General features: G+C 52.3%; 24 protein-coding genes. 10 read left to right on the forward strand and 14 right to left on the reverse strand.

What is annotated here, in order from left to right; translation table 11 throughout:
* Nucleotides 1-49: 49 nt before the first annotated feature.
* Nucleotides 50-523 (reverse strand): ester cyclase, encoded by a 474-nt coding sequence (locus tag GHC22_RS13085; protein WP_153753206.1) that lies wholly within the window; start codon nucleotides 521-523, stop codon nucleotides 50-52.
* Nucleotides 524-534: 11 nt separating this feature from the next.
* Nucleotides 535-1,953, reverse strand: a complete 1,419-nt coding sequence (locus GHC22_RS13090; RefSeq protein ID WP_153753207.1) for a gamma-aminobutyraldehyde dehydrogenase — start codon at nucleotides 1,951-1,953, stop codon at nucleotides 535-537.
* Nucleotides 1,954-2,278: 325 nt separating this feature from the next.
* Here GHC22_RS13090 and GHC22_RS13095 point away from each other — a divergent pair, with 325 nt between their 5' ends.
* Together GHC22_RS13095 and GHC22_RS13100 are read left to right on the forward strand one after the other, a co-directional pair.
* Nucleotides 2,279-3,004: a FadR/GntR family transcriptional regulator gene (locus tag GHC22_RS13095; RefSeq protein ID WP_008784630.1), complete on the forward strand. Its 726-nt coding sequence runs from the start codon at nucleotides 2,279-2,281 to the stop codon at nucleotides 3,002-3,004.
* 24 nt (nucleotides 3,005-3,028) lie between these two features.
* Nucleotides 3,029-3,727, forward strand: coding sequence for a cache domain-containing protein (locus GHC22_RS13100; protein WP_020996432.1), 699 nt, complete (start codon nucleotides 3,029-3,031; stop codon nucleotides 3,725-3,727).
* 21 nt (nucleotides 3,728-3,748) lie between these two features.
* On the opposite strand, the gene GHC22_RS13105 is transcribed toward GHC22_RS13100, so the two are convergent.
* Nucleotides 3,749-5,230, reverse strand: a complete 1,482-nt coding sequence (locus tag GHC22_RS13105) for an APC family permease (RefSeq protein WP_125363180.1) — start codon at nucleotides 5,228-5,230, stop codon at nucleotides 3,749-3,751.
* A gap of 332 nt (nucleotides 5,231-5,562) precedes the next feature.
* On the opposite strand from GHC22_RS13105, the gene GHC22_RS13110 reads away from it, so the two are divergent.
* A complete protein-coding gene (locus GHC22_RS13110; protein ID WP_003832695.1) occupies nucleotides 5,563-5,703 on the forward strand; it encodes a hypothetical protein in 141 nt (46 codons plus the stop codon).
* Nucleotides 5,704-5,755: 52 nt separating this feature from the next.
* On the opposite strand, the gene GHC22_RS13115 is transcribed toward GHC22_RS13110, so the two are convergent.
* Nucleotides 5,756-6,649 (reverse strand): LysR family transcriptional regulator, encoded by an 894-nt coding sequence (locus GHC22_RS13115; protein WP_032943239.1) that lies wholly within the window; start codon nucleotides 6,647-6,649, stop codon nucleotides 5,756-5,758.
* Between the two features lie 305 nt (nucleotides 6,650-6,954).
* Here GHC22_RS13115 and GHC22_RS13120 point away from each other — a divergent pair, with 305 nt between their 5' ends.
* From GHC22_RS13120 to GHC22_RS13135, 4 genes are read left to right on the forward strand one after another with little or no spacing between them, the layout of a single operon-like run.
* A complete protein-coding gene (locus tag GHC22_RS13120) occupies nucleotides 6,955-7,788 on the forward strand; it encodes an ABC transporter substrate-binding protein (protein ID WP_020996433.1) in 834 nt (277 codons plus the stop codon).
* Between the two features lies 1 nt (nucleotide 7,789).
* On the forward strand, nucleotides 7,790-8,608 hold the full coding sequence (locus tag GHC22_RS13125; RefSeq protein WP_071446911.1) for an amino acid ABC transporter ATP-binding protein: 819 nt from the start codon (nucleotides 7,790-7,792) through the stop codon (nucleotides 8,606-8,608).
* Nucleotides 8,608-9,393 (forward strand): amino acid ABC transporter permease, encoded by a 786-nt coding sequence (locus tag GHC22_RS13130; RefSeq protein WP_153753210.1) that lies wholly within the window; start codon nucleotides 8,608-8,610, stop codon nucleotides 9,391-9,393. Before GHC22_RS13125 ends, GHC22_RS13130 begins: the two co-directional genes overlap by 1 nt.
* Nucleotides 9,383-10,060, forward strand: coding sequence for an amino acid ABC transporter permease (locus GHC22_RS13135; protein WP_071446909.1), 678 nt, complete (start codon nucleotides 9,383-9,385; stop codon nucleotides 10,058-10,060). The genes GHC22_RS13130 and GHC22_RS13135 overlap by 11 nt, the downstream gene beginning before the upstream one ends.
* A gap of 9 nt (nucleotides 10,061-10,069) precedes the next feature.
* Here GHC22_RS13135 and ydhT read toward each other — a convergent pair whose 3' ends face one another.
* The 9 genes from ydhT to ttrS form a co-directional block, all read right to left on the reverse strand.
* The gene (gene ydhT, locus GHC22_RS13140; RefSeq protein WP_153753212.1) at nucleotides 10,070-10,882 is read right to left on the reverse strand and encodes a protein YdhT; all 813 of its coding nucleotides are present in this window, start codon (nucleotides 10,880-10,882) and stop codon (nucleotides 10,070-10,072) included.
* Between the two features lie 3 nt (nucleotides 10,883-10,885).
* Nucleotides 10,886-11,671: a thiosulfate reductase cytochrome B subunit gene (gene phsC, locus GHC22_RS13145; RefSeq protein ID WP_048235471.1), complete on the reverse strand. Its 786-nt coding sequence runs from the start codon at nucleotides 11,669-11,671 to the stop codon at nucleotides 10,886-10,888.
* A complete protein-coding gene (locus tag GHC22_RS13150) occupies nucleotides 11,668-12,336 on the reverse strand; it encodes a 4Fe-4S dicluster domain-containing protein (RefSeq protein ID WP_020996435.1) in 669 nt (222 codons plus the stop codon). Before GHC22_RS13150 ends, phsC begins: the two co-directional genes overlap by 4 nt.
* 64 nt (nucleotides 12,337-12,400) lie before the next feature.
* On the reverse strand, nucleotides 12,401-13,066 hold the full coding sequence (locus tag GHC22_RS13155; protein WP_118262328.1) for a YdhW family putative oxidoreductase system protein: 666 nt from the start codon (nucleotides 13,064-13,066) through the stop codon (nucleotides 12,401-12,403).
* A gap of 10 nt (nucleotides 13,067-13,076) precedes the next feature.
* Complete coding sequence (locus GHC22_RS13160) at nucleotides 13,077-15,179, reverse strand: aldehyde ferredoxin oxidoreductase (RefSeq protein WP_003832676.1); 2,103 nt, start codon at nucleotides 15,177-15,179, stop codon at nucleotides 13,077-13,079.
* Between the two features lie 119 nt (nucleotides 15,180-15,298).
* The gene (locus GHC22_RS13165; RefSeq protein ID WP_049040484.1) at nucleotides 15,299-15,925 is read right to left on the reverse strand and encodes a ferredoxin-like protein; all 627 of its coding nucleotides are present in this window, start codon (nucleotides 15,923-15,925) and stop codon (nucleotides 15,299-15,301) included.
* Between the two features lie 494 nt (nucleotides 15,926-16,419).
* On the reverse strand, nucleotides 16,420-16,629 hold the full coding sequence (gene fumD, locus GHC22_RS13170; protein WP_003029345.1) for a fumarate hydratase FumD: 210 nt from the start codon (nucleotides 16,627-16,629) through the stop codon (nucleotides 16,420-16,422).
* A 92-nt stretch (nucleotides 16,630-16,721) separates the two neighbouring features.
* Nucleotides 16,722-17,306 (reverse strand): tetrathionate respiration response regulator TtrR, encoded by a 585-nt coding sequence (ttrR, locus tag GHC22_RS13175; RefSeq protein WP_118262330.1) that lies wholly within the window; start codon nucleotides 17,304-17,306, stop codon nucleotides 16,722-16,724.
* On the reverse strand, nucleotides 17,281-19,014 hold the full coding sequence (gene ttrS, locus GHC22_RS13180; RefSeq protein ID WP_153753987.1) for a tetrathionate respiration histidine kinase TtrS: 1,734 nt from the start codon (nucleotides 19,012-19,014) through the stop codon (nucleotides 17,281-17,283). Before ttrS ends, ttrR begins: the two co-directional genes overlap by 26 nt.
* A 227-nt stretch (nucleotides 19,015-19,241) precedes the next feature.
* Between ttrS and ttrB the strand changes: the two genes are divergently transcribed.
* From ttrB to ttrA, 3 genes are read left to right on the forward strand one after another with little or no spacing between them, the layout of a single operon-like run.
* Nucleotides 19,242-19,976: a tetrathionate reductase subunit TtrB gene (ttrB, locus tag GHC22_RS13185; RefSeq protein ID WP_020996438.1), complete on the forward strand. Its 735-nt coding sequence runs from the start codon at nucleotides 19,242-19,244 to the stop codon at nucleotides 19,974-19,976.
* Nucleotides 19,977-20,999, forward strand: a complete 1,023-nt coding sequence (gene ttrC / locus GHC22_RS13190) for a tetrathionate reductase subunit TtrC (protein WP_153753214.1) — start codon at nucleotides 19,977-19,979, stop codon at nucleotides 20,997-20,999.
* Nucleotides 20,992-24,057, forward strand: a complete 3,066-nt coding sequence (ttrA, locus tag GHC22_RS13195) for a tetrathionate reductase subunit TtrA (protein WP_153753216.1) — start codon at nucleotides 20,992-20,994, stop codon at nucleotides 24,055-24,057. The genes ttrC and ttrA overlap by 8 nt, the downstream gene beginning before the upstream one ends.
* 94 nt (nucleotides 24,058-24,151) lie before the next feature.
* On the opposite strand, the gene GHC22_RS13200 is transcribed toward ttrA, so the two are convergent.
* Complete coding sequence (locus GHC22_RS13200) at nucleotides 24,152-24,964, reverse strand: MetQ/NlpA family ABC transporter substrate-binding protein (RefSeq protein ID WP_003029358.1); 813 nt, start codon at nucleotides 24,962-24,964, stop codon at nucleotides 24,152-24,154.
* Nucleotides 24,965-24,966: the final 2 nt, after the last annotated feature.

A 24,966-nucleotide genomic window follows, 5' to 3' on the forward strand; every position in this document is an offset into this window, starting at 1 on the left:
ACACAAATAAGAGAGATACCCCTTCTTATTTATAAAGGGGTACAACCGACTACTTCACTGGCTTTAACTCTTCATCCAGTTTTTTAGAATCATAATAATCACCCTGCCAGGTGATTTTTCCTGCTTTAACATGAATATAGCTGACGCCTTCAAATTTGATCGGATTATTTGTCGGCGGACTCCCTGCCCATTCACCACTATTTTTGCCTGAAAATTCCCAACGAAAGGCCACGGTATCTTCGTCGTAGACGGGTTTTCCAACCATTTTCCAGCTAAGATCTGGAACCGCCTTAATAAAAGCGCCGATAACCTCTTTTTCTGCTTTTTCCCTGCCGTTTATCGGTTCTCCTGCGGCGGCATCATAATAGACCGCATCATCAGCAAGAAATTGAGCGGCTCGCGAAGCATCATGCGCATTCCACGCCGCCATATACTCTTTTACGGTATTCAGCGATGTACTTTCTGCCAGGCTATAGCCCGAGAACATCACGAATGAAAGCACCGCGATTTTTAATGTTTTCATCGTAATCCTCTCTATTCAGAAATATCGCACATGATATGTTTCACCCGAGTGTATTCCTCGAGTGAATAAGATGAGAGATCTTTGCCGTACCCCGATTTTTTGAACCCGCCGTGCGGCATCTCGGCACACAGAGGAATGTGATTGTTAATCCACACCGTGCCAAAATCGAGGTCAATGCTGAAGCGTTGGGCGCGACCATGGTTACTGGTCCAGACGCTGGCGGCAAGACCATACTCCACATCATTCGCTTTGTGTAGTACCTCTTCGTCAGTAGAAAACGACTGAATAGTCATTACCGGGCCAAATACTTCATGCTGAATAGCTTCATCATTTTGATGCAAACCGGAGACGATCGTCGGCTCAAAATAGAAGCCTGGACCAGATCCTGCGCGCCCACCGGTTTCAATTTTTGCATGTGCCGGTAAACGCTCAATAAAGCCTTTCACCTGCTCCAGCTGATTCCGGCTATTCAATGCGCCGTACAGTGCATTTTGATCTTCTGGCGGCCCATATTTGATACTTTTTGTTTTCTGGATCAGTTTTTCCAGAAACTCAGCGTAGATAGATTGGTCTACCAGGATCCGCGTTGCCGCTGTGCAATCCTGCCCGGCATTGAAAAAGCCAGCTGTGGTAATCGTCGCAATCGCCTTGTCCATATCCGCATCGGCGAACACGATTGCGGGCGCTTTCCCGCCCAATTCCAGGTGTGCTCGGGTCAGATTTGCCGCCGCCGAAGCCGCAACCTGCAAACCCGCACGGACCGAACCGGTAATCGAGACCAGTGAGGCTTTCGGGTTTGAAACCACCAGCGAACCAGTGCTGGCTTTGCCCAACACAACGTTAAACGCCCCTCTCGGGAACAACGGTGCGGCCAGTTCAGCCAACAGCAGCGTACTGACTGGCGTGGTGTCGCTTGGTTTTAGCACCACCGTGTTGCCTGCCGCCAGCGCTGGTGCAATCTTCCACACCGCCATCATGAACGGGTAGTTCCACGGCGTCACTTGCCCAACAATACCCAGCGGTTCACGACGAATGGTTGAAGTAAATCCTGAGGAATATTCTCCGGCCGCCTTTCCTTCAAGACAGCGCGCCGCACCGGCAAAAAAGCGGATGGCATCGCAAGATGCTGCGATCTCCTCTTTCTCAATAAAATGGCGAAGCTGACCGGTTTCCTGACTCTGCGCGGTTACCAGTCGCTCAACGTTACGTTCAATCTCATCGGCCAGCCGCAATAACGCCTTTTGCCGCTGTGCCGGCGTCGATTTTCTCCAGATGCTAAACGCCGCCTCCGCTGCTGAGTAAGCCTGCTCTACCTCCGCCTCGTTAGCGTTGGGAGATATTGCGTACGTTTCACCGTCAACCGGACTCACCAGTTCGAAGCTATCTTCGCTACTGCCTGCTACATAGTGCCCATTAATAAAATGCTTCAGGGGTTTTCATGTTTGTCTCCTGCCAATTAATACATAAAGAATCTTATGTAATATATATATTGTAAAATTTTTTCAAATGCGCAACATTGACACTATGATAAGCCTCGCATTTTTAACTTAGTTTTCACATTTGCAGGATGAGGCTTTTTATTGCCAGCTGACGCGTTACGCCCAGCTCATCATAAGGTTATCGGGACACACATCCGCTTGTGCAGTGACGTTGCGCCCAGGCATGTAAAATAACTCGGCCATTCTTACCTTCCTTGCCCGACGGGCATGTGTTAAAAATGGTCGTTGTTTCAGGGAATTGAGTACAGAAAAGATTATGATTACTCACGCGGTCATATTTGCGCCTATCGGGCAGGTCAGTCGTTCAGACCAGATAGTCCAACGCCTTTCAAATGCCATTATCACGGGGTTGCTGGAGCCAAAAGAACAGCTCCCCAACGAAACTGATTTGGCAAAGATGATGGGTGTCTCACATATCACTATCAGGGAAGCGCTAAACACGCTTCGGGCTAATAATCTTATCCATACGGTTCGTGGTCGTAATGGCGGGAGTTTCGTTTGCGAAAATATTGATGGCAAAAATAGCGCCCTGCATCCGTTCAAGGCGATCAGTACGGATTATCTGTCTGATCTGGGTGAAATGCATTGCGCCATTATTAGCCATAGCGCGAGGCTGGCTTCCCGACGGATGACCGGTGCGGATATCGCCAAATTTCGCGAGTTTGTCGAGGTGCTCAGAAAGGCAAACTCACCTGAGCTGATGACTCAGGCCGATATGCGTTGTCTGCTGGCGATTGCCGCCAGTTCGCATTCAGCGCGACTGGCCAATCAGGAGCTGCAGGTTCAGGCTGAATGGGCATCGCTGGTGGCGATACTTTATCGCACAGACAGTATTCATGCAGAAATTATCGCGCTTTATTCGGCGCTGGCCGATGCGCTGGCTGCTCACAACGAGGCAGAGTCAGTACAGTTTGCCACGCAGATCATCGACACGTTTACCTACTACCTTATTGAAAAAAAGCTGAAATATAACTCGAACTGACAATCAGTGAAGGCAGGACAGACAATGAGCTCTTCGACATCCCTAAGCGCATTAATTCGTAAAATTGATGATATTACTGTTTCTACCGTAGATTCTACCGTTGCGCTGGCGAGGAGCATCCATGAGGCGATTTCAGGGGTACAAAAGGCCTCAGCCGAGATCGTTCTCGACCCCTCAGTCAGATCCACCGTTCAACAGCACATCAAGCGCACGCTCAATAACAACCATTACTGCTCAGGGGCGGGATTCGCCAGCCATATTGAGAGCACCGCAACCACAAAAGAGTACTGGTTGCTGGAGTGGTGGTATAAGAAAGATAATGGTTTAAGCCAGGCGCATCTGGATTTGGATCAGGCCACGCAACAACGACTGGATTTCAGAACCTTTGAGTGGTTTAAGCATTCTCCTCCGGCAGGCAAAGCCTATATCCACGGTCCCTACGTCGACTATATTTGCAATATCTCCTATACCTTAACGTCAGCCGTCCCGGTCTACTACAACGATCAGTTTCTCGGTGTTGCCGCGGTCGATCTGCTGGTCAGTCAGATAGAAGCCGAACTGCTTTCCTGTGCCCATCCTGACTATGTGATTCTGACTAATCTGGAAAACAGGATCATTTTCTCCAGTTGGCCACGTTTTCGCGTGGGTGAATTGCTGTCACCTGCAAACAGTACCGTGGTGTATCAGAGCGACTACTTTATCCTTTATCACTATCAAAACTAAGGGCCCGAAGGCCCTTAGTTTTTAGTTATCCTGCCCCATATTGAGCTTATTGGCGTACGCAATGGCGTCGTTTTCCGGCGCCGCTGAACGACCAAACGGACGGGTCAGGAACATATAAATAAGCCCCGAGCCAACAACAATCGCCAGGCCGAACAGGACCGTCCAACGGTCGATGAAGTCGCTGCTGTCTGCCGGTTGCGCCAGTAACCAGATCCCGCACAATCCGTAAGCTAACGCCAGCACATTCACGATTACGCCCCAACCGCCAATGGTCCACTCCCCCGCCGGTTTCCAGCCTTTCAGACGCTGACGCAGCGCGGCCAGCACAACCATCTGGAACGAGATGTAAATCCCGATAACAGCAAACGCGGTGATACGCGACAGGTTATCTGGCTGGAAATAAACCCAAACGCAGATGATCACTGGCAGCAGGCAACTGACGACCATGGCATTATCCGGAACACCATTTTTAGAGATTTTGGCCATCCATTCACTTCCCGGCAGCATTCTGTCGCGTGAGAAAGAAAAGATAAGACGGCTTAACGCAGCCTGCAGAGACAAAATGCACGACAACATGGCGATAATTGCAACCACGATAAAGACAGTCGCGCCAGTTTCGCCCAGAGCTTCATTAAGGATTGCCGGGATCGGATCGGACGTTTTGCCATTCACGATACTGACCAGATTCGGTGAAGCCAGCAAATAACCCATAACAGAAATAATGGCGGAAATCGCGCCGAATACGATGCTTAAAATCATCGCCACCGGGATCTTTTTACTCGGATTCTGCACCTCTTCCGCAACGTTACCGCAGGCCTCAAAGCCAAAGAACATAAACAGTCCCATCAGCGCAGCAGACATAAATGCGGTGGAGTAGCTGCCGTCATGAGCCAGCACGCCCATCGAGTCAAAAATCACAGAGAACGGCTGTGAACGGTGGAAAATCAGCAGATAAATCCCCAGCGCGATCACGCTGACAATTTCACACCAGAAGCCAATTTTTGCCACCCGGGCCAGATTTTTAGTCCCGGACATATTAACGGCCATCATCAACAGCAGCAGCAGGACGGAAGTCACCAACATCGTGGCCGGCGTCTGACCATAGTGGAAGAGTGATTCAACAAACGTTGATGTATATTCCGCGATCGACGTAATGGTGACCACCAGCGCCCACAGGTAGATCCAGGCGGCGATCCACGCATACTTCTTGCCCCACAACCTTCTGGCCCAGGGGTAAAGCCCGCCGGTTATCGGATACTGGGAAGCGACCTCACCAAACACCAATGCCACCAAAAGTTGCCCACATGCGACGATTAAAATCCACCATACTGCGGGCGGCCCCGCCAGCGTTACGGCCAGTGCAAACAGCGAATAGACGGCAGTAAGCGGCGACAGGTAGGTAAAACCCAACGCAAAGTTTGAAATAAGACCGATCGAGCGATTGAACTGTTCTTTGCCATCTTTTTGAAAATTATCATTTTTCTTATCAGGTATCTGTTCCATATTGCTTTCTCTTTTGTGGAATAGTCGCAGGGTTGAACAATTAATGTATAAAAGATATTAAGTTATATGTATAGTGATTTTGTCGCAGATTTGTTAAAAATGATCGCGCATCACGTTAATGAAAAAGTGGAGATAAAACGGTAGAGAGAGCGAGGATTTTGCGGTATTTACAACCAACGATTCTTTAGCAATTGCGAACCATAGGCTATTTTGGCGGATAAATACGCACAGCGGATTGCGTTCGATGCTAAGTAGCAAGAATCGCTGCTGTTAAGCAACATTTTTGCAATATAATAACGTGATGTTAAACGCTGAACCTGAGCAGGTGAATGATGGAAATTGATCTCGATAATCTGGTCTTTGATGGACTGGAAGAAGCGCAAGAGCGTAACGCTGAACGTCTGGAAGATGCAGACAAGAAAGCGCAGGAAATTATTGCTGATAATGACTGCGGCGACGCCTGCAAAATCTGATTTCCAAACCGGCGCAATGCCGGTTTTTTATCGCCTGTTAACCCCACCCACTTCAGCCCGTATATCGTAAGGCCTCAATCAGTTGGGCAAAGGCGGCGGTATGCTGTTTTCGGCTGGGGTAGTACAAATAATAGCCAGGGAAAGGTTCGCACCAGTCCTCCAACACTTTTTCCAATGCCCCCTCTGCAACAGCCTGCTCGACGGTGTCTTCCGGCACAAAAGCCAGCCCCATTCCCGCCATCGCTGCGCTAATTCGCGGGGGTAGATTGTTAAAAATAAGCTGCCCTTCCACCCGTACGCGCAAATCTTGCCCGTCTTTAGCAAACTCCCAGGCGTATAATCCGCCCAACGTCGGCATGCGCATGTTAATACAGCTGTGATTTTGCAGGTCGTGAGGGGTTTGCGGTTTGCCATGACGAGCAAAATACGCCGGTGACCCCACCACTACCATGCGCCAGTCCGGGCCAATTCTGACGGCGACCATGTCTTTTGCCACCTGCTCACCGAGCCGAATACCCGCGTCATAACGGCCAGTCACAATATCCGTCAGACTATTGTCGATGGTCATTTCCACATTCACATCAGGGTAAGCCTGCAAAAACGGCTCCAGCGCGGGCCAGACGGTAGATTGCAATGCATGTTCGCCCAGCGTCAGGCGGATGTTACCGGCCACGCGCTGACGGACATCGGTTAATGCCAGCAGCTCTGTTTCAATGTCATCAAAACGCGGGCTGATACTGTTGATAAGCCGTTCTCCGGCTTCGGTCGGCGCAACACTGCGCGTGGTGCGGGTCAGAAGCCGTACATCCAGCCGCTCTTCAAGCCCACGAATCGCATGGCTTAGCGCGGATTGCGAAACCCCAAGTTTTGCCGCTGCCCGGGTAAAACTACGCTCGCGGGCAACGATAATGAGATAATAGAGATCGTTAAAATTATCACGCAGCATGCTTATCCCCACTCCAGACCTGTTGTGATATATGGTACAGGTCCGGAGGGTATTCCAGTAGCATTTCTGGACATTAGCACAGCTCAATCTTATTCAAGCGTGCTCTCACACAAAAACAAAATGCGAATTATTACCAGGCTTATGCACGATTTTACCTTTCACTCATGCATTATTTTCACCCGCTATTAACACATCCTTCACTAATAACATTTTGTATATAGATAAGAATTTTTTCTTATTTTGTCCCAACCGTAAGTTATGGGAGCGTAAAAAGCACAAACCAAAAACTACAGGGATTTCATACAATGATGGCAACGAAAACTAACCGCGCTAAAAAAACACTGCTGGCATTGGGCGTGCTGCTGGCCTCAGGACTTACCGTCTCGCAGGTTCAGGCTGACCAACTGGCCGATATCAAAGCCGCAGGCGTCGTAAAAGTCGCGACATTTGACGCGAATCCTCCGTTTGGCTCCGTCGATGCCAAAACCCATAAGATTGTCGGCTACGACGTTGATTTTGCCGAAGCGCTGGCCAAATCCCTTGGTGTAAAACTGGAACTTGTAGCGACCAATCCGGCAAACCGCATTCCGTTATTACAATCTGGTAAAGCTGATTTAATCGTCGCAGATATCACGATTACACCTGAACGGGCGCAGGTAATAGATTTCTCCGTTCCTTATTTTGTTACCGGCCAGCAGTTCCTTGTGCCAGCAAAATCTCCGGATAAGCTCGATGAATACAGCAAAGCACGCATCGGCGCGGTAAAAGGCACTACTGGTGAACAGGCACTGCATCAGCGCTTCCCGCAGTCGCGCGTGTTGGCCTACGACGATATCCCGCTGGCGTTAACCGCGCTACGCAACGGCAATGTTCAGGCCATTACCCAGGACAGTACGATTCTGGCCGGGTTATTAGGCGCTGCGCCGGATAAAGCTGATTTCAAAATTCTGCCGGACCTGCTGAGCAAAGAAGAGATCGGCGTGGGGGTGAAAAAAGGTGAGCCAGCGTTGTTAAAAGCCGTCAACGATGAACTTTTGAAGCTGGAATCTACCGGGCAGGCAGCCAAAATTTATGATGTCTGGTTTGGTCCTGAAACCAAAAATCCGCAAGCCCGCGCCTTTAAAATAGAAGCCAAGTAATATGCTCTCAGCCCTTTTTCCTCGATCCGCAGCTTCGGCTGCGGATTTTACCCATTTGCGCCAGGCGAGCGTCGAACTACGCAATGTGATTAAACAGTATGACGCTCACACCGTCCTTAACGGCGTTAGCCTGGCGGTTGAACCCGGTGAAGTGGTGACTATTCTGGGGCCTTCCGGCTCAGGAAAGTCCACTCTTATTCGTCTTATCAACCAGCTTGAGTCGCTCAGCGGTGGCGAAATCTTCATTGATGGTAAACCGATTGGCCAGTTGCGCGGGGCGGCGTTACGCCAGCTACGTAGCCGTATCGGTTTCGTATTTCAGCAATTCAATCTCTATTCGCACCTGACTGCGCTGCAGAACATCGCACTGGCGTTGGAATATGTTCACGGCTGGAACAAGACGGAAGCGGATCGTCGGGCACTTGAGTTGCTGGAAAAAGTGGGACTGGCGGAAAAAGCCAACGCCTATGCCGCGCAGTTGTCCGGTGGGCAGCAGCAGCGCGTGGCCATCGCCCGCGCACTGGCCTCGTCGCCACAAATTATTCTGTTTGATGAGCCCACTTCCGCGCTGGATCCGGAAATGATCGGCGAGGTATTACAGGTAATGAAAAATTTGGCCCACAGCGGTATCACCATGATCGTCGTGACCCACGAAATGCATTTTGCCCGCGAGATTGCCGATCGGGTGGTTTTCATCGATGGTGGCGATATTCTGGAAGTGGCCGCGCCGGAGGATTTTTTCGTCCGACCACAGCACCCGAGAACCCAGCGTTTCCTGAAAAAAGTGCTCGACCCGTTACACCAGGAGTCATCGTCATAATGCATGCAATGGACTGGCAGGGGGTGCTGAGCGGGCAACCCCTGCAATGGATAATTTCCGGTTTTCTCACCACGCTCTGGGTGACGCTGGCAGGTATCGTGCTCGCCACGCTCATTGCCATCTCACTGCTCGGCCTGCGCCTGACGGGCAATCGTCTCGCTAAAGCGATGGTCGGGGTGTGGGTCTCGGTGTTTCGCAACACGCCTTTACTGGTGCAACTGATGTTCTGGTATTTTGCCGCCTGGAACTGGCTACCCCGTAACGTCATTAGCTTTATCAATGCCGATCATCCATGGTCAATTTTGCCAGGTGATGTCTGGTGGTTAACACCGGAGTTTATCTGTTCAGCATGGGGGCTTGGGGTATTTACATCAGCATTTTTGGTTGAAGAGATCGCTTCGGGTTTACGGGCTGTTTCTGCCGGACAACGCGAGGCTGCCGTGGCGCAGGGGTTTTCATCCTGGGCGATATTTCGTCACATTCTGCTGCCTCAGGGGCTGGCAAACGCCTGGCAACCGATTGTTGGGCAATATCTCAACCTGATGAAGCTTTCCTCGCTTGCCAGCGGTATTGGATTTGCTGAGCTCACCTACCAGGTACGGCAAATTGAGAGCTACAACGCGCACGCGCTGGAAGCCTTTGCCGTTGGCACTGCACTCTATCTGTTTACCGGCATCGTTCTGGGTATGCTGCTTACCCGTCTTGGCCCGCAGTCTGCGTCGGGTAAATCGTCAAAGATAAGAATGCGCATCTTCAGCGTCAGGAGCATACTGCATGATCGCTAATGTTTCGGTCATTACCGACAATCTTGACTATCTCCTGTGGGGACGTGTAGCTGAGGGGCAACCCGGTGGCGTCCTGCTCACTTTGCTGATGGCTATCAGTGCGGCTTTGCTGGCGCTGCCTGGCGGGATCGTTCTTGCCTGTTGTGCCTGGCGGTTTCCGGGCGCGGTTCGCAACGGGTTGTTTATCTGGGCGGAATTTATTCGCGGCATTCCGCTCATCTTTGTGATTTTCTGGATGTGGTATTTGCTACCCATGCTGACCGGAAGCGATCTGCCCGGTGCCGTTACCGTGACGCTGGCGCTGGCATGGTTCACCGCCGCCTCGGTGATGCACTCGGTGTATGCTGGAATTAGCGCACTGCCTGGCGGGCAATATGAAGCGGCAGTCGTTCAGGGTTTTCGCCCGGATCAGGCCCTGTGGCTTATCTTGCTGCCGCAGGTGCTGCGTAACGTACTACCGTCGCTGACAGGGATTTTTATTGGGCTGCTGAAGGATACGTCACTGGCGTTTATCGTTAACGTGCCGGAACTCACGACAGTTGCCGGTCAGGTTAACAGCCGGGTGCAAATTTACCCCGCAGCCATTTTTATCTTTACCGGGCTGGTTTATTACCTGCTGTGCTTTAGCCTTGAAAAAATCACCCAGCGCCGATTCGCACTAAAATGACCTCTCGGCTCAACATTCCACGAACTGATGGTCTTCGTTGAGCCGATATTTCACGCCCGCCCGAATGTTATTTTCCCCTTCAACGGCAAGCGCAAAACGCATTCTTTCGCCATCGTGATAAGCCAGCGCCGCACATCCGCCGGGACCAAGAATTATCGAGTCGACAGCACCGGTACTGGCAACAACGGCGTTTTCTCCGCTGGCAATAATGTGGATATTGTCCGCGCAGTTAGCGATTTTCGCCTCTGCGCCAAAACAGGCCAGTTGGGTTAAATCACCGCTACTGGCAATCCGATTTCGGTCGCCGAGCGAACTGATACGTACGCGCATGCCGGTACTGGCGATACGCGTTCCGTCGCCCACACTGCTGATACGCGCCGAGTTTCCCGCAATCGCTATTCGCCCGCGATCGCCTGAACTGCCGATATGCGTGTTATAGCCTACACTGCCAATCCGTGCGCTGTAACCGGCACAGGCGATCTGCGCAGCATACCCGGCGCTGGCAATTTTTACGTTATCACCCGCACTGCTAAATCGGGCATAATCTTCCGCACTCGCCAACGGACGACTGGTTTCCCCCGCGACTTGCTCACGGGAAATATTCCCCATCGCGTCAATATCCTGCTGAGCAAAACTCGCCTCTTCCCGCCATTTTGACCAGCCGTATTCCACCAGGCTATTTGCCCAATCGGTATACCCTTCCCGCTGGAGCGCGCGATGAACATCGGCATAGCTTCCTCCTGCGGGAAACGCGCGTAGAAACCAGCGATACATGACGGGCCCAACACGCCAGGCCCGTAAGTCACTTCGCGTAATCATCATCGCTTAATGCCGGTGGTAGCCATCCACCATACACTTAAAGGTTTCGCCCGGCGTGCGACCCGTAGTGCAGAGATAAAGATGCCCAAAAATGAAAAACAGACTGACTATTGCCAGCGCAAAGTGCGCCTGAAGCAGCCAGTAACGTACACCGGGGAACAGATCGCCGACAGCTACCGGGTAAAGCGATAACAATCCAGTGATCAGTAGCAGTGGCAACAAACCATACATCACGCCAACATAGGCCGCCTGCTGTAACGGATTAAATTTAGAGCGAGGTGAGGCCGGAAATGGGTGTGACTCGCCCTGCATAATGCCAAACAGGTAAAAACGAGTTTGTCTTTGCGCACGTGCGATCCAGCCCTGACGTTGAATAATATAGTGATGTCCGTTGCCGCCAATCAGGTTGATCAGCACAAAACCAATCCAGCAGGCAAGTAGCAAAAAGCCACAAACCTCATGAACGGTGAGCAGGCTTTTCATTACCGGTGCGCTAACGGCAGAGAAGTGATTGACCAGGCCACTAACCAAAAGCAACAGAAATAACAGCGCATTCGACCAGTGCCACAGGCGGACAGCCTTCGAATATAAATAGACCTTCTCACCATGCCCTGCCGACGCTTTATGCGCCGCCCGAAAGCGCAGCATGGCGTGAAGCGCCAGCACCAGCCACATTCCCACCAGCATTAACCCGGCAACGACTAACCACACAGGCCAGTAGTCCGGTGAAAACAGGGGGACATACTGTGCAAGTTGGGCGTGAAACTGTTCGGCATTCTGCGACGCGTTCATACATTTTCCTTTTTAATCAAATGTTGACCGAACCGACGATACAGATGGGGTTTCCCGGCGCCTGCAAGTTGATATTCGTAATACTTGTTTTCTCGCAACCAGGTCTGAATTTCCGGGCTATCTTCACGACCGAAAATCAGCGCATGTTCCGGGCAAGCGTTAACACAGATCGGAGGGAAACCTTTCGCCAGCCGAGATTCAGCGCAGAAGTCGCATTTATCCGCCACTTTGGTTTGCGGGTTGAGATAGCGCACCTGATAAGGACACGCGCCAATACAGTAACTGCAACCAATACAGCAAGACGTATCTACTCGCACAATACCGTTCTCATCTCGCCAGGAGGCACCGGTCGGACACACCTCAATACAAGGTGCATCATCACAATGCTGGCAGGACTGACGGAAGTAGTGATACAGCGTTTCGTTGTCGTTATCGGTTACAGGAATATGAGCGATCGACAAACGGCTGCCCTGGTCAGGTACATGGTTGGTTTTCCGGCATGCACGAGCGCAAATATTGCATCCGTTACACAGTGATTCGTCGTGAATCATGACGTAACGAACGGCTTTAGGGCTCCTGGTACTCGCTAACAGATTTTGACCTGGGCCGGTAAAAAAAATCACCGTCCCCATGCCAATGACAAATTTTCGTCGGGTGAAGGACATCGGGTTATCCTCTAATGCTGTGACAGTGGTCGTCCACACATTCCATGACATCAACCTGAAGAATTCAGGGGTTCTGATACTGCTCAACCTCAAGCCATTCACACAGGCCGTACGCTTTGCCATAACTCATAAAACGTTCGCTGAACAAATAAGGCTCCGCATTTGACGATTCCACAGTACGTATATCTGCGTAATCAGGGTGCGTTTCCATGGCCGTTAGCGCCGCTGTAATTTGTTGGGACTCGAAGCTGTACGGCGGCTGCGTCAACATGGCGACCTTATAGGGGCGAGGATACGTTCGACAGTCGAAGCGTACCGCCTCGGCAATCGCACGGCAGATGTCGTTTTCAACCACCTGCACGCACATGTTGGCGTAGTTTGCCGTCATGGTTTGCGTTGAGTAGAAATAGACATCTTCCGCACCCTGCACACGGGTGATATCCGCGTTAATTGCGTCCTGACATAGCGTATCCAGCAGCGCGGAGAGAGCGGCTTCAGGGACCGAATAAGGTGGCTGCAGAAATACGCTGCGCGCCACCAGGTGCCCCGATGCCGAATGCTGGCGGATAAAATCTGCCACAATCGACTCCGGGCTGGCGGCTTCCTGAACCTGCGGCGCAGTCACCTGCTCGACCGACGGGTGAAACGCCTGTAGCCAGTGTCTCTTTTGGCTATCAACCTCGTCAGGAAGCGCCCCAACGGGTGCCTGAACGTTGCTCACGTTAGTCATCTCGCGTTCCTTACGCTGGCAACAGATCCTGCGCAGCCAAATCGGCTGCCACGTCTTCAAGTCCGAGTCGATTCAGGGTTTCACGCGTTGGGCAACCCAACTCGGGATCCCAGCCCATTTCCTGATAGAACATCGTCAGTGACTGACGCATATCCTCCCTGTCCATCTTGTCGGTGCCTTCGGTGAAGACCGGAATTTTCGGGTCTTTATCAAACACCCAGGAGCAGATGAGATCGTGTTCATTACGCATATCTTTGGTTTGCATCAGTTTGACCGTATAGGCACGATGCAGGGTAAAGATGCGTTCAGCGGCCAGGTCCAGACTCGCCTGCGTGGTTTCATCACCGGTGACTGCCTGGAAGAATTTCGCTTCCAGATCCAAATCTCCGCGATAGTTGCGGCTCTTGAGTGGTGAAACCGTCATCGGCCAAACCCAGTTACACAGCGTAACCGCGTTATGCAGGCAGACTTTCAGCAGCGTCCATTTGGCATATTTGATCTTGGCGGCATTGATTGGGGTATAGTTTTTGGTTTCGTCGTAGGCGTCCTGCGACCCAAATAACTCGCCCGCCACTTCGCGCTGTAATTTCAGCGGCAAACCGGAACCGATGAAGTTGATATGGGTGTGCGCCATACAGTCACGGTTAAACATACAGTTGGTGATCGCCCCCACCTGCGCCGAGGCTTCGTTTGCATGGTGGACCGGAAAACCAAACGGCGACCACAGTTTATTTTTGGCATAACCCCAGTACTCTTCGCCCAAATCCCAGCGTTCAGCAATGGCATACGAACCGTCCGCAAGATGACTGAGTTCCCCCACGCGATGCGCCAGTCGATAGTAAAAATCTTTGATAAAGTTAGGATCGCCCGCCTCCAGTTGATCCCAACGGATCTCCGCGTACTCTTCGGCTGGCAGCACGCGTTTAAAGACGCCTTTCGAATAACAGTAGGTAAAGTCACGATGCAGCTGGCCGTAGTTACACCAGATACCGTAATCGTCAAACAGGTTCAGTCCGATCAGGTTCCCTACGACTCGCCCATCGTCTTTATCGTCAAAATCTTTCGGGCCATTGGGGAAAATGGTGGTGTGAACAAAGTTCGCCACGCAGGTGTTGCCGCCGGTACTCGGCACGCCAAAATCCTTCACCCGCGGGACATTGAGCTGCGACATACAACGAATAGGGCATGAATGGCAGCCGCTCATTTTGACCGTGTATTTTTCTGCGGCTGGCCCCAGATCGAACACCGATTTATAGGTACGGAAACCCACTGTATTTTGGTTGCCCGGCGGGATTTCACCGGTTTCGATTGGCCCCCCTTCTGCCGCGCCCCAGAAAAGTCCCTTACGGGCTGTCCAGCGCGAGTTTGGCGAAGAGTATTCTGCCCAGGCCTGCGGGGTGCTTGGCACAACGTGGTTGTTGTTGGCGCCGATAAGCTCGGTCATCATGTAGTCATTGAGCCGCTTCATCTCTTTACGATCGGCAATGTTGACGCCTTTAGTCCCTTCTACCGCAATGGCTTTCAGGTTTTTCGAACCCATCACCGCACCTGTACCGGCGCCTCCGCTGTGGTTGCGGCTGTTGATCATGCAGGACAGTGGCACCAGATTCTCACCCGCCTGCCCAATAGCGGCAACGCAGGTTTCCGGGCTGGTAATCCGGCAAATCTCTTCGGTTGTGGCGCGAGTCCCCTTGCCCCACAAGAAATCGGCTTTTTCGATGCTGACTTTATCGTCTTTGATGTTGATCCAGACCGGTGATGCGGACTTGCCTTCAATAATAATGGCGTCGTAACCGGCGAATTTCATTTGTGCAGCAAAGAAACCGCCCATATGGGCATCTACGACTAAGTTACCTTTGGTAAACGTCGATAAGGAGGTGATATTGACGCGGGAGCTACAGGGAGCGCCAGACCCCGTTAATGGTCCGGTGGCAAAAACTAGCTTATTCCCTTCATCAAAAGGCATGGTGCCTGGCGGGACTTCGTCGTACATAATTTTATAACCAAAGCCCATCCCACCGACAAATTTTTTAAATTTACTGGAATCTTCAAGGGTGATATTACCCGTGGTGAGATTGACCCGTAAAATATTACCTGTCCAACCATTAGCCATCATGTTTTCCTTTGCAAGAAGGTTTAATAGATATACCCGCCATTCTTCAGGCAGTTTTTTATCCAAAACTGCAGTATTTTTGGCAATTAATGGCGCGAATCAGGTATGCCTGTCATCTATCAAACAGTAATATCTTTCCACTCGATAATTTTTAATGCTCCAGTCGGGCAAGCATTGGCGCATTCCCCGCATAACACACATTTTGAGGACTTTTTCGTTTCGGTATTTACGGTCGCCATCATCCACGGGCAGGCTGTGGTACACGCGCTACAGCCAATACAGCGTTTGTGGTCCACCGCAATACAACCGTCTTCCTGTTTCCAGGTAATTGCACCAATTGGGCAGACCTTCATGCACTGCGGATCTTTGCATTGACGGCAGGTATCAGCGGTATAGTTTAAATCGCCATACAGCCCACCACCGGACCCGACGCCATCATCGCCAAAGAAGAAATTGCGATGGATTTTTATCCGGGAAAAGAAGGTCCCTACGGCACCATCGTTATAATTGGTACAGGATATTTCACAGCGGTGACAGCCCGTACAGCGCGCTCGCTGGGTCACCAGAACCCCTTTCGGCGTATTGATAAGCCCCACGGTCCCACTATCGATATCTTCCTGCTTACAACCCAATAGGGATAACAGCGCGGGGGCAATCGTTAATCCCGCCAGTCCTTTCCCTGATATCCGCAGGAATTCTAGTCGCGTTAAACCACAATCTAAAAATGGACGATCAACCTGGTTCATTTATTTCGCATCCTCTTCGCAAATGCTGTGGTAGCAACACCTCCAGGCTAATTTAAACCAGCGCAGCTCAAGCCATATCGGGCGGTTAATGTTGCCAACAACACGTAAATTTTTGCCCTAACCTGATCGCGTAAATGACGGTGGTTAAACTGAATGAATCTAATCCTTTAGGGTTAGGCACAGAAATAATGTGGTTATTCAGCATGCATAGTCTTGATCGTCATCAATTAAAAAACGGAAGGGATATAATTAATGCGGAGTGAGATTTATTATCATTAAGAAATAGAGTGAAATAGCAGCCCATTTAAATTACAAATATTTGTGAACCCTCTCCCAAATATAATGCTGTACGACAACCGATATATAAATAAATACATATCGATTTATAGTTCTCTACAACCAATTATTAACGGAGATAAATTATATAGATTGATAGATTAACGTATCGAGAATAAGAGGACGGCAAAAAATTTCTGCGGTCCTCTTTTTATGAATTAACCGGCCAATGCTTTAATTACGGTCTCAATAGCCTGTTTTTCTAACTCACTGCGCTTCACGCGCTGGTTAGCAAGGGTGGTTCTCAGTACTCCCGCAATGACGATATGCTTAGGTTCTTGTCCCAGATCGCGCATTTCCAGCACTACTTTACCGACTACTCTGCACATTTCACGGTACAACTCGTCGTCTTTCGTCTGATTTCCCATTTTTGCCCGCTCGTCATTAACTCAAACCAACAGCATATATCACTCTGACGATTTAGACAAAATTCAATGAAAATCAAATAAATGTCATCATTCTACTGAACTCTCTGAAGTCGATTAACGAGCTCAGCAAGACTTCCTGCCTGCATTTTTTCCATCACCCGCGCCCGGTGCACTTCAACCGTACGCACGGCAATATTCATGGCATCAGCAATTTCCCGATTCATTAACCCTTTTGCTACCAGATGCGCCAGTTCCCGTTCTTTTGGCGTAAGTTGTTGGTAGCATGAGATGATCTCTTGTCGCGAGAACGCCGCTGCCGAGACCTGCAAGGCATGTTCTAATGCTGCCTGAAGCGGCACGGCTGACACCGGTTTTTGCAAAAAATCGACCGCGCCACGTTTCATTCGCTCAACCGCCATCGGCACATCGCCGTGCCCGGTGAGAAAGACCACCGCTAGCGTGCTTGCTTTCTGACGCATGATTTCATGCACAGCGTGCCCATCCAGAACCGGCATACGCATATCCAGCAGTAGTACGCCCACCTGGTGCAGATTTGCCTCGGCGAGGAATTTCTCGCCTTGTTCCCAGCAAGACACTTCATATCCCAGACTTTCCAATAAAAACGCACAGGCCTGGGTGACGGCAATGTCGTCATCCAGCAGATGAATTATCGCCACTACGGCCTCCTTCCTGATTTGGTTTAAAATACAATGTCACTCTCGCCCCCGCTTTACCGTCCGGGGCCTGCTGATTTTTGATCTCAATATCTCCGTTTGCGTAGCGCACCAGTCGCTGACAAATGGCCAGTCCTAGTCCCATACCTTCTTTACGGGTGGTCATAAACGGCTGAAACGCCTGATACAACTGAGCCTCGTCAATGCCTCCGGCATTATCCTGCACCTGAATACGCACGCCACCATCCTTGTGCAGGGCGCTAAACCATACCGTCGTAGCGCCTGCCTGGGCGGCATTGAGTACCAGATTAGCCAGCACCTGCTCAAGAAGAACGCTTGGCAGCATCAACGTTAACGCCTTGCTAACCTGCGTGTGCAGCGTTACCGCAGGGAATTGCTGGGGCATGCGCAGTAATTGCCAAACGTGATGGATAGCATCGTGAACGTTGATGGCTTGCCAGTCATCGGAGAGTACCGGATTGCCCTGTGCCTGGCTGACCCACTGTCGGAGATTGCGCAGCGTATCGGCTCCTCGTTGTGCCTGGGCGTCTATGTGCTCAAGCGCGGGCAGCAACGGATGCTGCTCATCCTGACCACGCAGGCGAATTAGACAGCCTTGGGCATAATGACGGATAGCAGACAACGGCTGATTGAGTTCATGGGCAAAACCGGAGGTCATCTCCCCCAGCACGCTCATTTGGCGGGCAGTCTCCAGCGCCTGTTCCTGTTTGTGCAACAACACGTTGTTCCGCTCCAGCTGCCTGCCACGTCGGCGAACCAACAGCATCACCCAGATGTAATTGAGCGTAAGCAACAGCAATACGATGACCACGCCCCCCATCGCCAGTCGGTGTTGAATAAACCAGCTTTTGACATCCAGCCACAGCTGACGCTGCTGCGGATGCTGTCGGACGTCGCGCAGCAACGCTTCTACTTCACGGGTCGAGGCGGGCGCCCCCCAGCGAAACGTCGCGTTTTGCGGTGCATTGAACAGTACCCGCGTGACGCGATCGGCCAGCTCGTCACTCACTGCAGGTAGTGCGGCAAATGACCAGTCCGGATAGAGCGGCGTACTGGTTAAACAGGGAATTGAAGTCGGATGATTCAACACGGTCATAAAATCGGTTTTACGGATGAGGCCCTCTTCATCCATTTTTTCCAGCAGGCACACCGGCACGATCACCGCCTGCACGGCTTTTTCACGTAATAAATAGAGTAAGGCATCGGCGGGAAATCCGGTAAACGTCAGACGCAAATCGCGCTCCGGGCGCAGACCGGCATCACTGAGCGCTTTATATCCCAGCAAATAGCCACCAAACGCCTGAGCATCAATGGCGCCAACCGTTTTGCCGATCAGATCGTGTGCGGAGGTTATCCCGCTGTCGCGCCTGACGAGAATGGCGCTGCCAATCACGTTACTGGTGGCTTTCCCACCACGGGTGGAGCGTAACGACGCCAGCCAGCGTAGCGCCGAGCGGCTGTTAAGCTGGACAAACTGCGCCGGATTGGTGACCACAAAGTGTACCGTTCCACGATTCACCGCCTCCTGCATCTGCCGCAGGTCCAGCGGTTGAATATGAAACTGCTCACCGGGGATTTGCTGATTCAACAAGGTTTCCAGCGGCTGCCAGTGATTACGTGTAGAAACCTCCCCGCGCATCGCCAAAACGCCAATGTTCCATGTCTGCGCCCTGACCGCGCCGCTTAGCATCCACAGCGACGCCAGTACCGTCAGACATCTTACTACGTTGCGTCCCACTCAATTATCCCTGTCAATTATGTTGTTTTAGATCAACAACAAGCCGGGTATGTGGTTAACCACAATAGAGTATACCCCGTCACGATTTTTACACTGTAAATCATTGAGATTCTTTATTCATCACACGCAAATCAACGGCGTGACCAATGTTTCGTTGTTGCATCGTGACGGGAGAAAATATGGACAGCAGTAAACGGCAGTTTCTCCAGCAACTGGGCGTCCTGACCGCTGGCGCATCACTGGTTCCGCTGGCTCAGGCGCAATTTCCCTTTTCGCCTGAACGCCACGAAGGCTCACAACAGCATCGCTACGCCATGCTGGTTGACCTGCGACGATGTATCGGCTGCCAGGCCTGTACCGTCAGTTGCGCCATTGAAAACCAGACGCCACAGGGCGAATTTCGTACCCTCGTCAACCAGTATCAAGTACAGATTGAAGGTCAGCAAAGCGTTACCAACGTCCTGCTGCCGCGACTGTGCAACCATTGTGATAATCCCCCTTGCGTGCCCGTTTGCCCGGTACAAGCCACTTTCCAACGCGAAGACGGCATTGTGGTGGTCGACAACACACGCTGCGTGGGCTGCGCCTATTGCGTGCAGGCCTGCCCTTATGATGCGCGATTCATCAACCATGAAACGCAAACCGCCGATAAATGTACCTTTTGCGTTCACCGCCTAGAAGCGGGGTTGCTCCCGGCCTGTGTGGAATCCTGCGTCGGCGGCGCGCGCATCATTGGCGATATTAAAGATCCGCACAGCCGCATTTCACAAATGCTGCATGAACACCATGACGCCATCAAAGTCCTGAAGCCGGAAAGCGGTACGTCTCCTCACGTGTTCTATCTGGGACTGGATGAGGCGTTTGTCACCCCATTGATGGGACGAGCTCAACCCGCTCTCTGGCAGGAGGTTTAAATGAACCATTCACTGATTATCGACGAGGTTCTGGCCCATCCCCAGGACGTAAGCTGGTTACCCTGGGCCGTACAGTACTTCTTTTTCATCGGCATTGCCGCCTGCGCCGCGCTGTTCGCCTGCGTTCTCCACTGGCGCAAAAAAGAAACGGCAAACCTGGAGAATCTGACGCTGTTAATCGCCCTGACCTGCGCGATTACCGCGCCACTGGCGCTGACCGCTGATCTACACCAAACCGCCCGCGTCTGGCATTTCTATGCGTATCCGACGCCATGGTCCTGGATGCCGTGGGGCGCGCTGTTTTTACCGCTGTTTACCGGTTTTTTAGGTCTGTGGTTTCTGGCGCAACATGTGAAACGGCTAACGCTAAAAAGTTACAGCGTCACAAAATGGTTAGCACTTGGTAGCGCGCTGTCCGCCATCGGATTGCTGGTTTACACCGGCCGTGAAGTGTCGGTGGTACAGGCGCGTCCCATTTGGTTCAGTTACGCCTTTCCGGTTGCGATGTTCCTCAGCGCGCTGCAAACATTTCTTGCCCTGCTTATTGCCACGACAAATAGCAAGGACGCACTACCGCGTAAGCTAGCGTGGGGGCAAATGGTCACGTTGATCGCGCTTGCTATCGTGGTGGCGATCTGGGCGAGTGGTAATACGCTTTCCGGTTCGGCTATCCGTCAGTGGCTGGATGTTGCCTCTTCAGCACAACACTACGCTATCGGTTGGGTTGCGCTATGGCTTGTTTCGCTTGCTCTTTGCGGGTTGGTTGTACGTTACCCCTTGTCGCGACTGCTGCGCATATTACTCGCTTTTAGCGCTATGGCGCTGTGCTGGCTAATGCGCTGGACGTTACTCATCCAGGTGCAGACCGTACCGAAATTTAACGCGCAGTTTAATCCCTATACTCTGCCCGGCGGCACCGATGGCTGGCTGGCTATTGTGGGTACCTTCGGCCTGTGGATAGCACTGATTATTATTGTTCGTGAAGCCCTGAACGCGATCGCAAGGAGAATGCAACATGGCTAATTTAACCCGTCGTCAGTGGCTTAAAGTGGGCCTTGCCGTAGGTGGCATGGTGACTTTTGGCCTGAGTTATCGGGATGTGGCAAAGCGCGCGATAGACGGTTTGTTGGACGGAACCTCGGGCAAAATTACCCGTGACCGCATTTTTGCCAACGCGCTCATCCCCGAAGCCAACGCCCGGCCTCACTGGCAGCAAAACCCGCAGCAGGTGATCTCGATGACGCAGTGCTTTGGTTGCTGGACGCAGTGTGGTGTACGGGTTCGCGTTGACACTGAGCAAGGCAAAGTGCTGCGCATTGCGGGCAACCCTTATCATCCGTTGTCGCACGAGCACCATATAGACGCCTCTGTCCCCTTTGCCACGGCAATGGAACAGTTGACCGGGGAGTCAGGTCTTGACGCACGTTCTACCGCCTGCGCCCGTGGTGCAACCTTACTCGAAGGTCTGTACAGCCCGCTACGTATTCTGGAGCCTATGAAGCGCGTCGGTAAACGCGGTGAAGGAAAATGGCAGCGCATCAGCTTCGAACAACTGATCAAAGAGGTGGTGGAAGGTGGCGATTTGTTTGGTGAAGGCCACGTTGATGGTCTGAGAGCCATCCACGATCCCACTACACCGCTTGATGCGAAACATCCCGGCTTTGGCCCAAAATCCAATCAACTGCTGGTCACCAATACCAGCGATGAAGGACGTGATACCTTTTTACGTCGCTTCGCACTGAACAGTTTCGGCAGTAAAAACTTCGGCGCTCATGGCGCTTACTGCGGTCTGGCCTATCGGGCCGGTTCAGGTGCGTTAATGGGCGATCTGGATAAAAATACCCACGTAAAACCCGACTGGGATAACGTCGAATTCGCACTGTTTATGGGCACCTCTCCGGCGCAATCCGGCAACCCGTTTAAGCGCCAGGCCCGCCAGCTGGCCAGCGCCCGTTTACGTGACGACTTCCGCTATGTTGTGGTGGCGCCAGCCCTGCCATTAACCACGGTGCTGGCTGACGATCGCGGCCACTGGCAGCCCGTACGACCGGGAAGCGACTCCGCGCTGGCTATGGGGATGATAAGCTGGATTATCGATAAACAACGCTATAACGCTGATTATCTCGCCATTCCCGGCGTGCAGGCCATGCAGCAGGCAGGAGAAAAAAGCTGGACTAATGCAACGCATCTGGTGATTACCGATGAAATTCCAACGCTTGCCGGACAACACCTGACCCTCGCCCATCTGAGTGCAAACGCAGCCCAGGAGCCGATGGTCGTCAACGAGGCCGGTGAGATTGTCGTCGCCAGCAGTTGCCCGCGCGCTCAGCTGTTTGTTACCCGTGAAGTGACGCTGGCCGACGGGCAGACAGTAACGGTAAAAAGCAGCTTCCAGTGTCTGCGTGAGTCCGCAGAGAAACTGTCGCTAACGCAGTACAGCCAGCAGTGTGGGGTGTCAGAAGCAGACATTGCCGCTCTGGCCGACGCATTCACCCGCCACGGGCGTAAAGCGGCGGTGATCACGCACGGCGGAATGATGGCAGGCAATGGATTTTATAACGCCTGGTCGGTGATGATGCTCAATGCGCTTATTGGTAACCTCAGCCTTGAAGGCGGCGTGTTCGTCGGCGGCGGCAAGTTTAATGGCGCCACCGACGGTCCGCGCTACAACATGGACAGCTTCGCCGGGAAGGTAAAACCGAAAGGGTTAAGCATCGCGCGCAGTAAAACCGCTTATGAGTCTTCGGAAGAGTACCGCAATAAGGTGGCTGCCGGGCAATCGCCCTTCCCGGCTAAAGCGCCGTGGTATCCGTTTGTCGCCGGTCAGCTTACCGAACTCCTCGTCTCGGCGCTTGAAGGTTACCCTTATCCGCTGAAAGCCTGGATCTCCAACATGACCAACCCGTTTTACGGCATTGCGGGGTTACGCGGCGTGGCGGAAGAAAAGCTCAAGGATCCTGCTCGTCTGCCGCTGTTTATTGCCATTGACGCCTTTATGAACGAAACCACGGCGCTGGCAGATTACATCGTGCCGGATACCCACAACTTCGAAAGCTGGGGATTCAGCGCTCCGTGGGCGGGCGTGGCCAGCAAAGCCACCACCGCGCGTTGGCCAGTTGTCAGATCGGCGACCAGCCTCACGGCTGACGGTCAACCGGCCTCGATGGAGTCTTTCTGTATCGCAGTGGCAAAGCGCATCGGGCTACCTGGATTCGGCGACAATGCAATTACCGATCCGCAAGGTAATCACTATCCGTTAAACCGTGCGGAAGATTACTACCTGCGTCTCGCGGCCAATATTGCGTTTATGGGCAAAGCTCCGGTTGCTGAAGCACAGCCGGAAGACATAGCGCTGACCGGGGTCCAGCGGATCATGCCTGTGATGACCCAAACGTTGAAAACCGATGAAATCAGCCGAGTGGCGTTTATCTACTCCCGCGGCGGGCGCTTTGCGCCGGACAACAGCGGGCGAGTTGATAACCGCGTCGGCAATGCCTGGGAAAAACCGCTCCAAATCTGGAATGCGAACGTCGCCGCGCACCGCCATGCGATTACCGGCGAGCGCTTCAGCGGCTGCCCGGCCTGGTATCCTTCACGTCTGTCAGATGGACGTGCGGTCGAGGAGTTGTTCCCGGAACAAGAGTGGCCGTTGAAACTGATTTCCTTTAAATCCAATACCATGTCCAGCGCCACGGCGGTTATCCCACGCCTTCATCATCTGAAGCCGGTTAATCTGGTGGCGCTCAATCCACAGGATGGTCAGCGGTATGGTTTAGCACACGGCGATATCGTGCGTATCACCACCCCAGGTGGTCAGGCGCAAGCGCAGATAAGCCTGCTGCATGGCGTCATGCCGGGTGTTATCGCCATCGAGCATGGTTACGGGCATAAAGAAATGGGCGCGGCACGGCATACCCTCGACGGTGAGCCGATGGCGTTTGATGAGCAGATTAAGTCGGGGATTAATCTCAACGAGTTGGGTTTTGCGGACCCAACCCGACAGGTAGCCAATACCTGGCTTGACTGGGTGTCGGGTGCGTCGGTGCGTCAGGGGTTGCCAGCGAGAATTGAGCGAGTGTAGCTCAGGTGCCACATGGCAACGCGAACGCGTTTTACCCGGCCTACAGGACATCGTAGGCCGGATAAAGCACTGCCGCCACCCGGCAAAAAGCAGATTAGTTGTTTACCGGGATCACCGCACCTTTATATTTAGTACGGATCCAGTCCTGGATCTCTTTTGAATGCAGGACATCAACCAGCGCTACGATATCCTTTTTCTTCTCGTCGCCACGATGCACGGTAATGATGTTGGCATACGGGTTGTTTTCACCACTTTCAACAGCAATAGGATCTTTCACTGGATCCAGCCCGGCGTCGATGGCGTAGTTGGCGTTAATCACCACCGCATCGCCTTCGTCGTTGTTATACATCTGCGGTAACAGCGCGGCTTCCACGTTTGGCAGGAACTTCAGCTTTTTCGGGTTTTCGACGATATCGCTAATGCGCGCGGTTACTTTATCCACGCCCGGCTTCAGCTTGATCACCCCCTCTTTTTCGAAAATCGACAGAATACGGCCTTCCTCAGATACCGCGTCACGCATGATGACTTTGCCGCCTTCCGGCAGATCTTTAAGTGATTTCACTTTTTTCGAATAGATACCAATCGGCTCAATGTGAATCGCTCCGGCGCTGACGAAGTCATACGTTTTATCGCCTGCATGGTCTTTAATCACGCTGTTCAGGTACGGAATATGCTGGAAGTAGTTGGCGTCAATCTCACGGCCAGCCAGCGCAGTGTTCGGCAGAATGTAATCCTGGAACGGTTTAATCTCCAGATCGATCCCCTGCTTCGCCAGAATCGGTTTGGCCTGTTCAAGGATCTCCGCATGCGGCACGTTAGACGCGCCAACGGTCAGAGTATCAGCCCAGGAGGCAAAGCTCAGGGCGCTTAAGGTTGCTGCGGCGAGTAACGTCAGTGATTTTTTCATGA

The organism is Citrobacter sp. H12-3-2, assembly GCF_009649895.1.
Lineage (GTDB): Bacteria > Pseudomonadota > Gammaproteobacteria > Enterobacterales > Enterobacteriaceae > Citrobacter > Citrobacter portucalensis.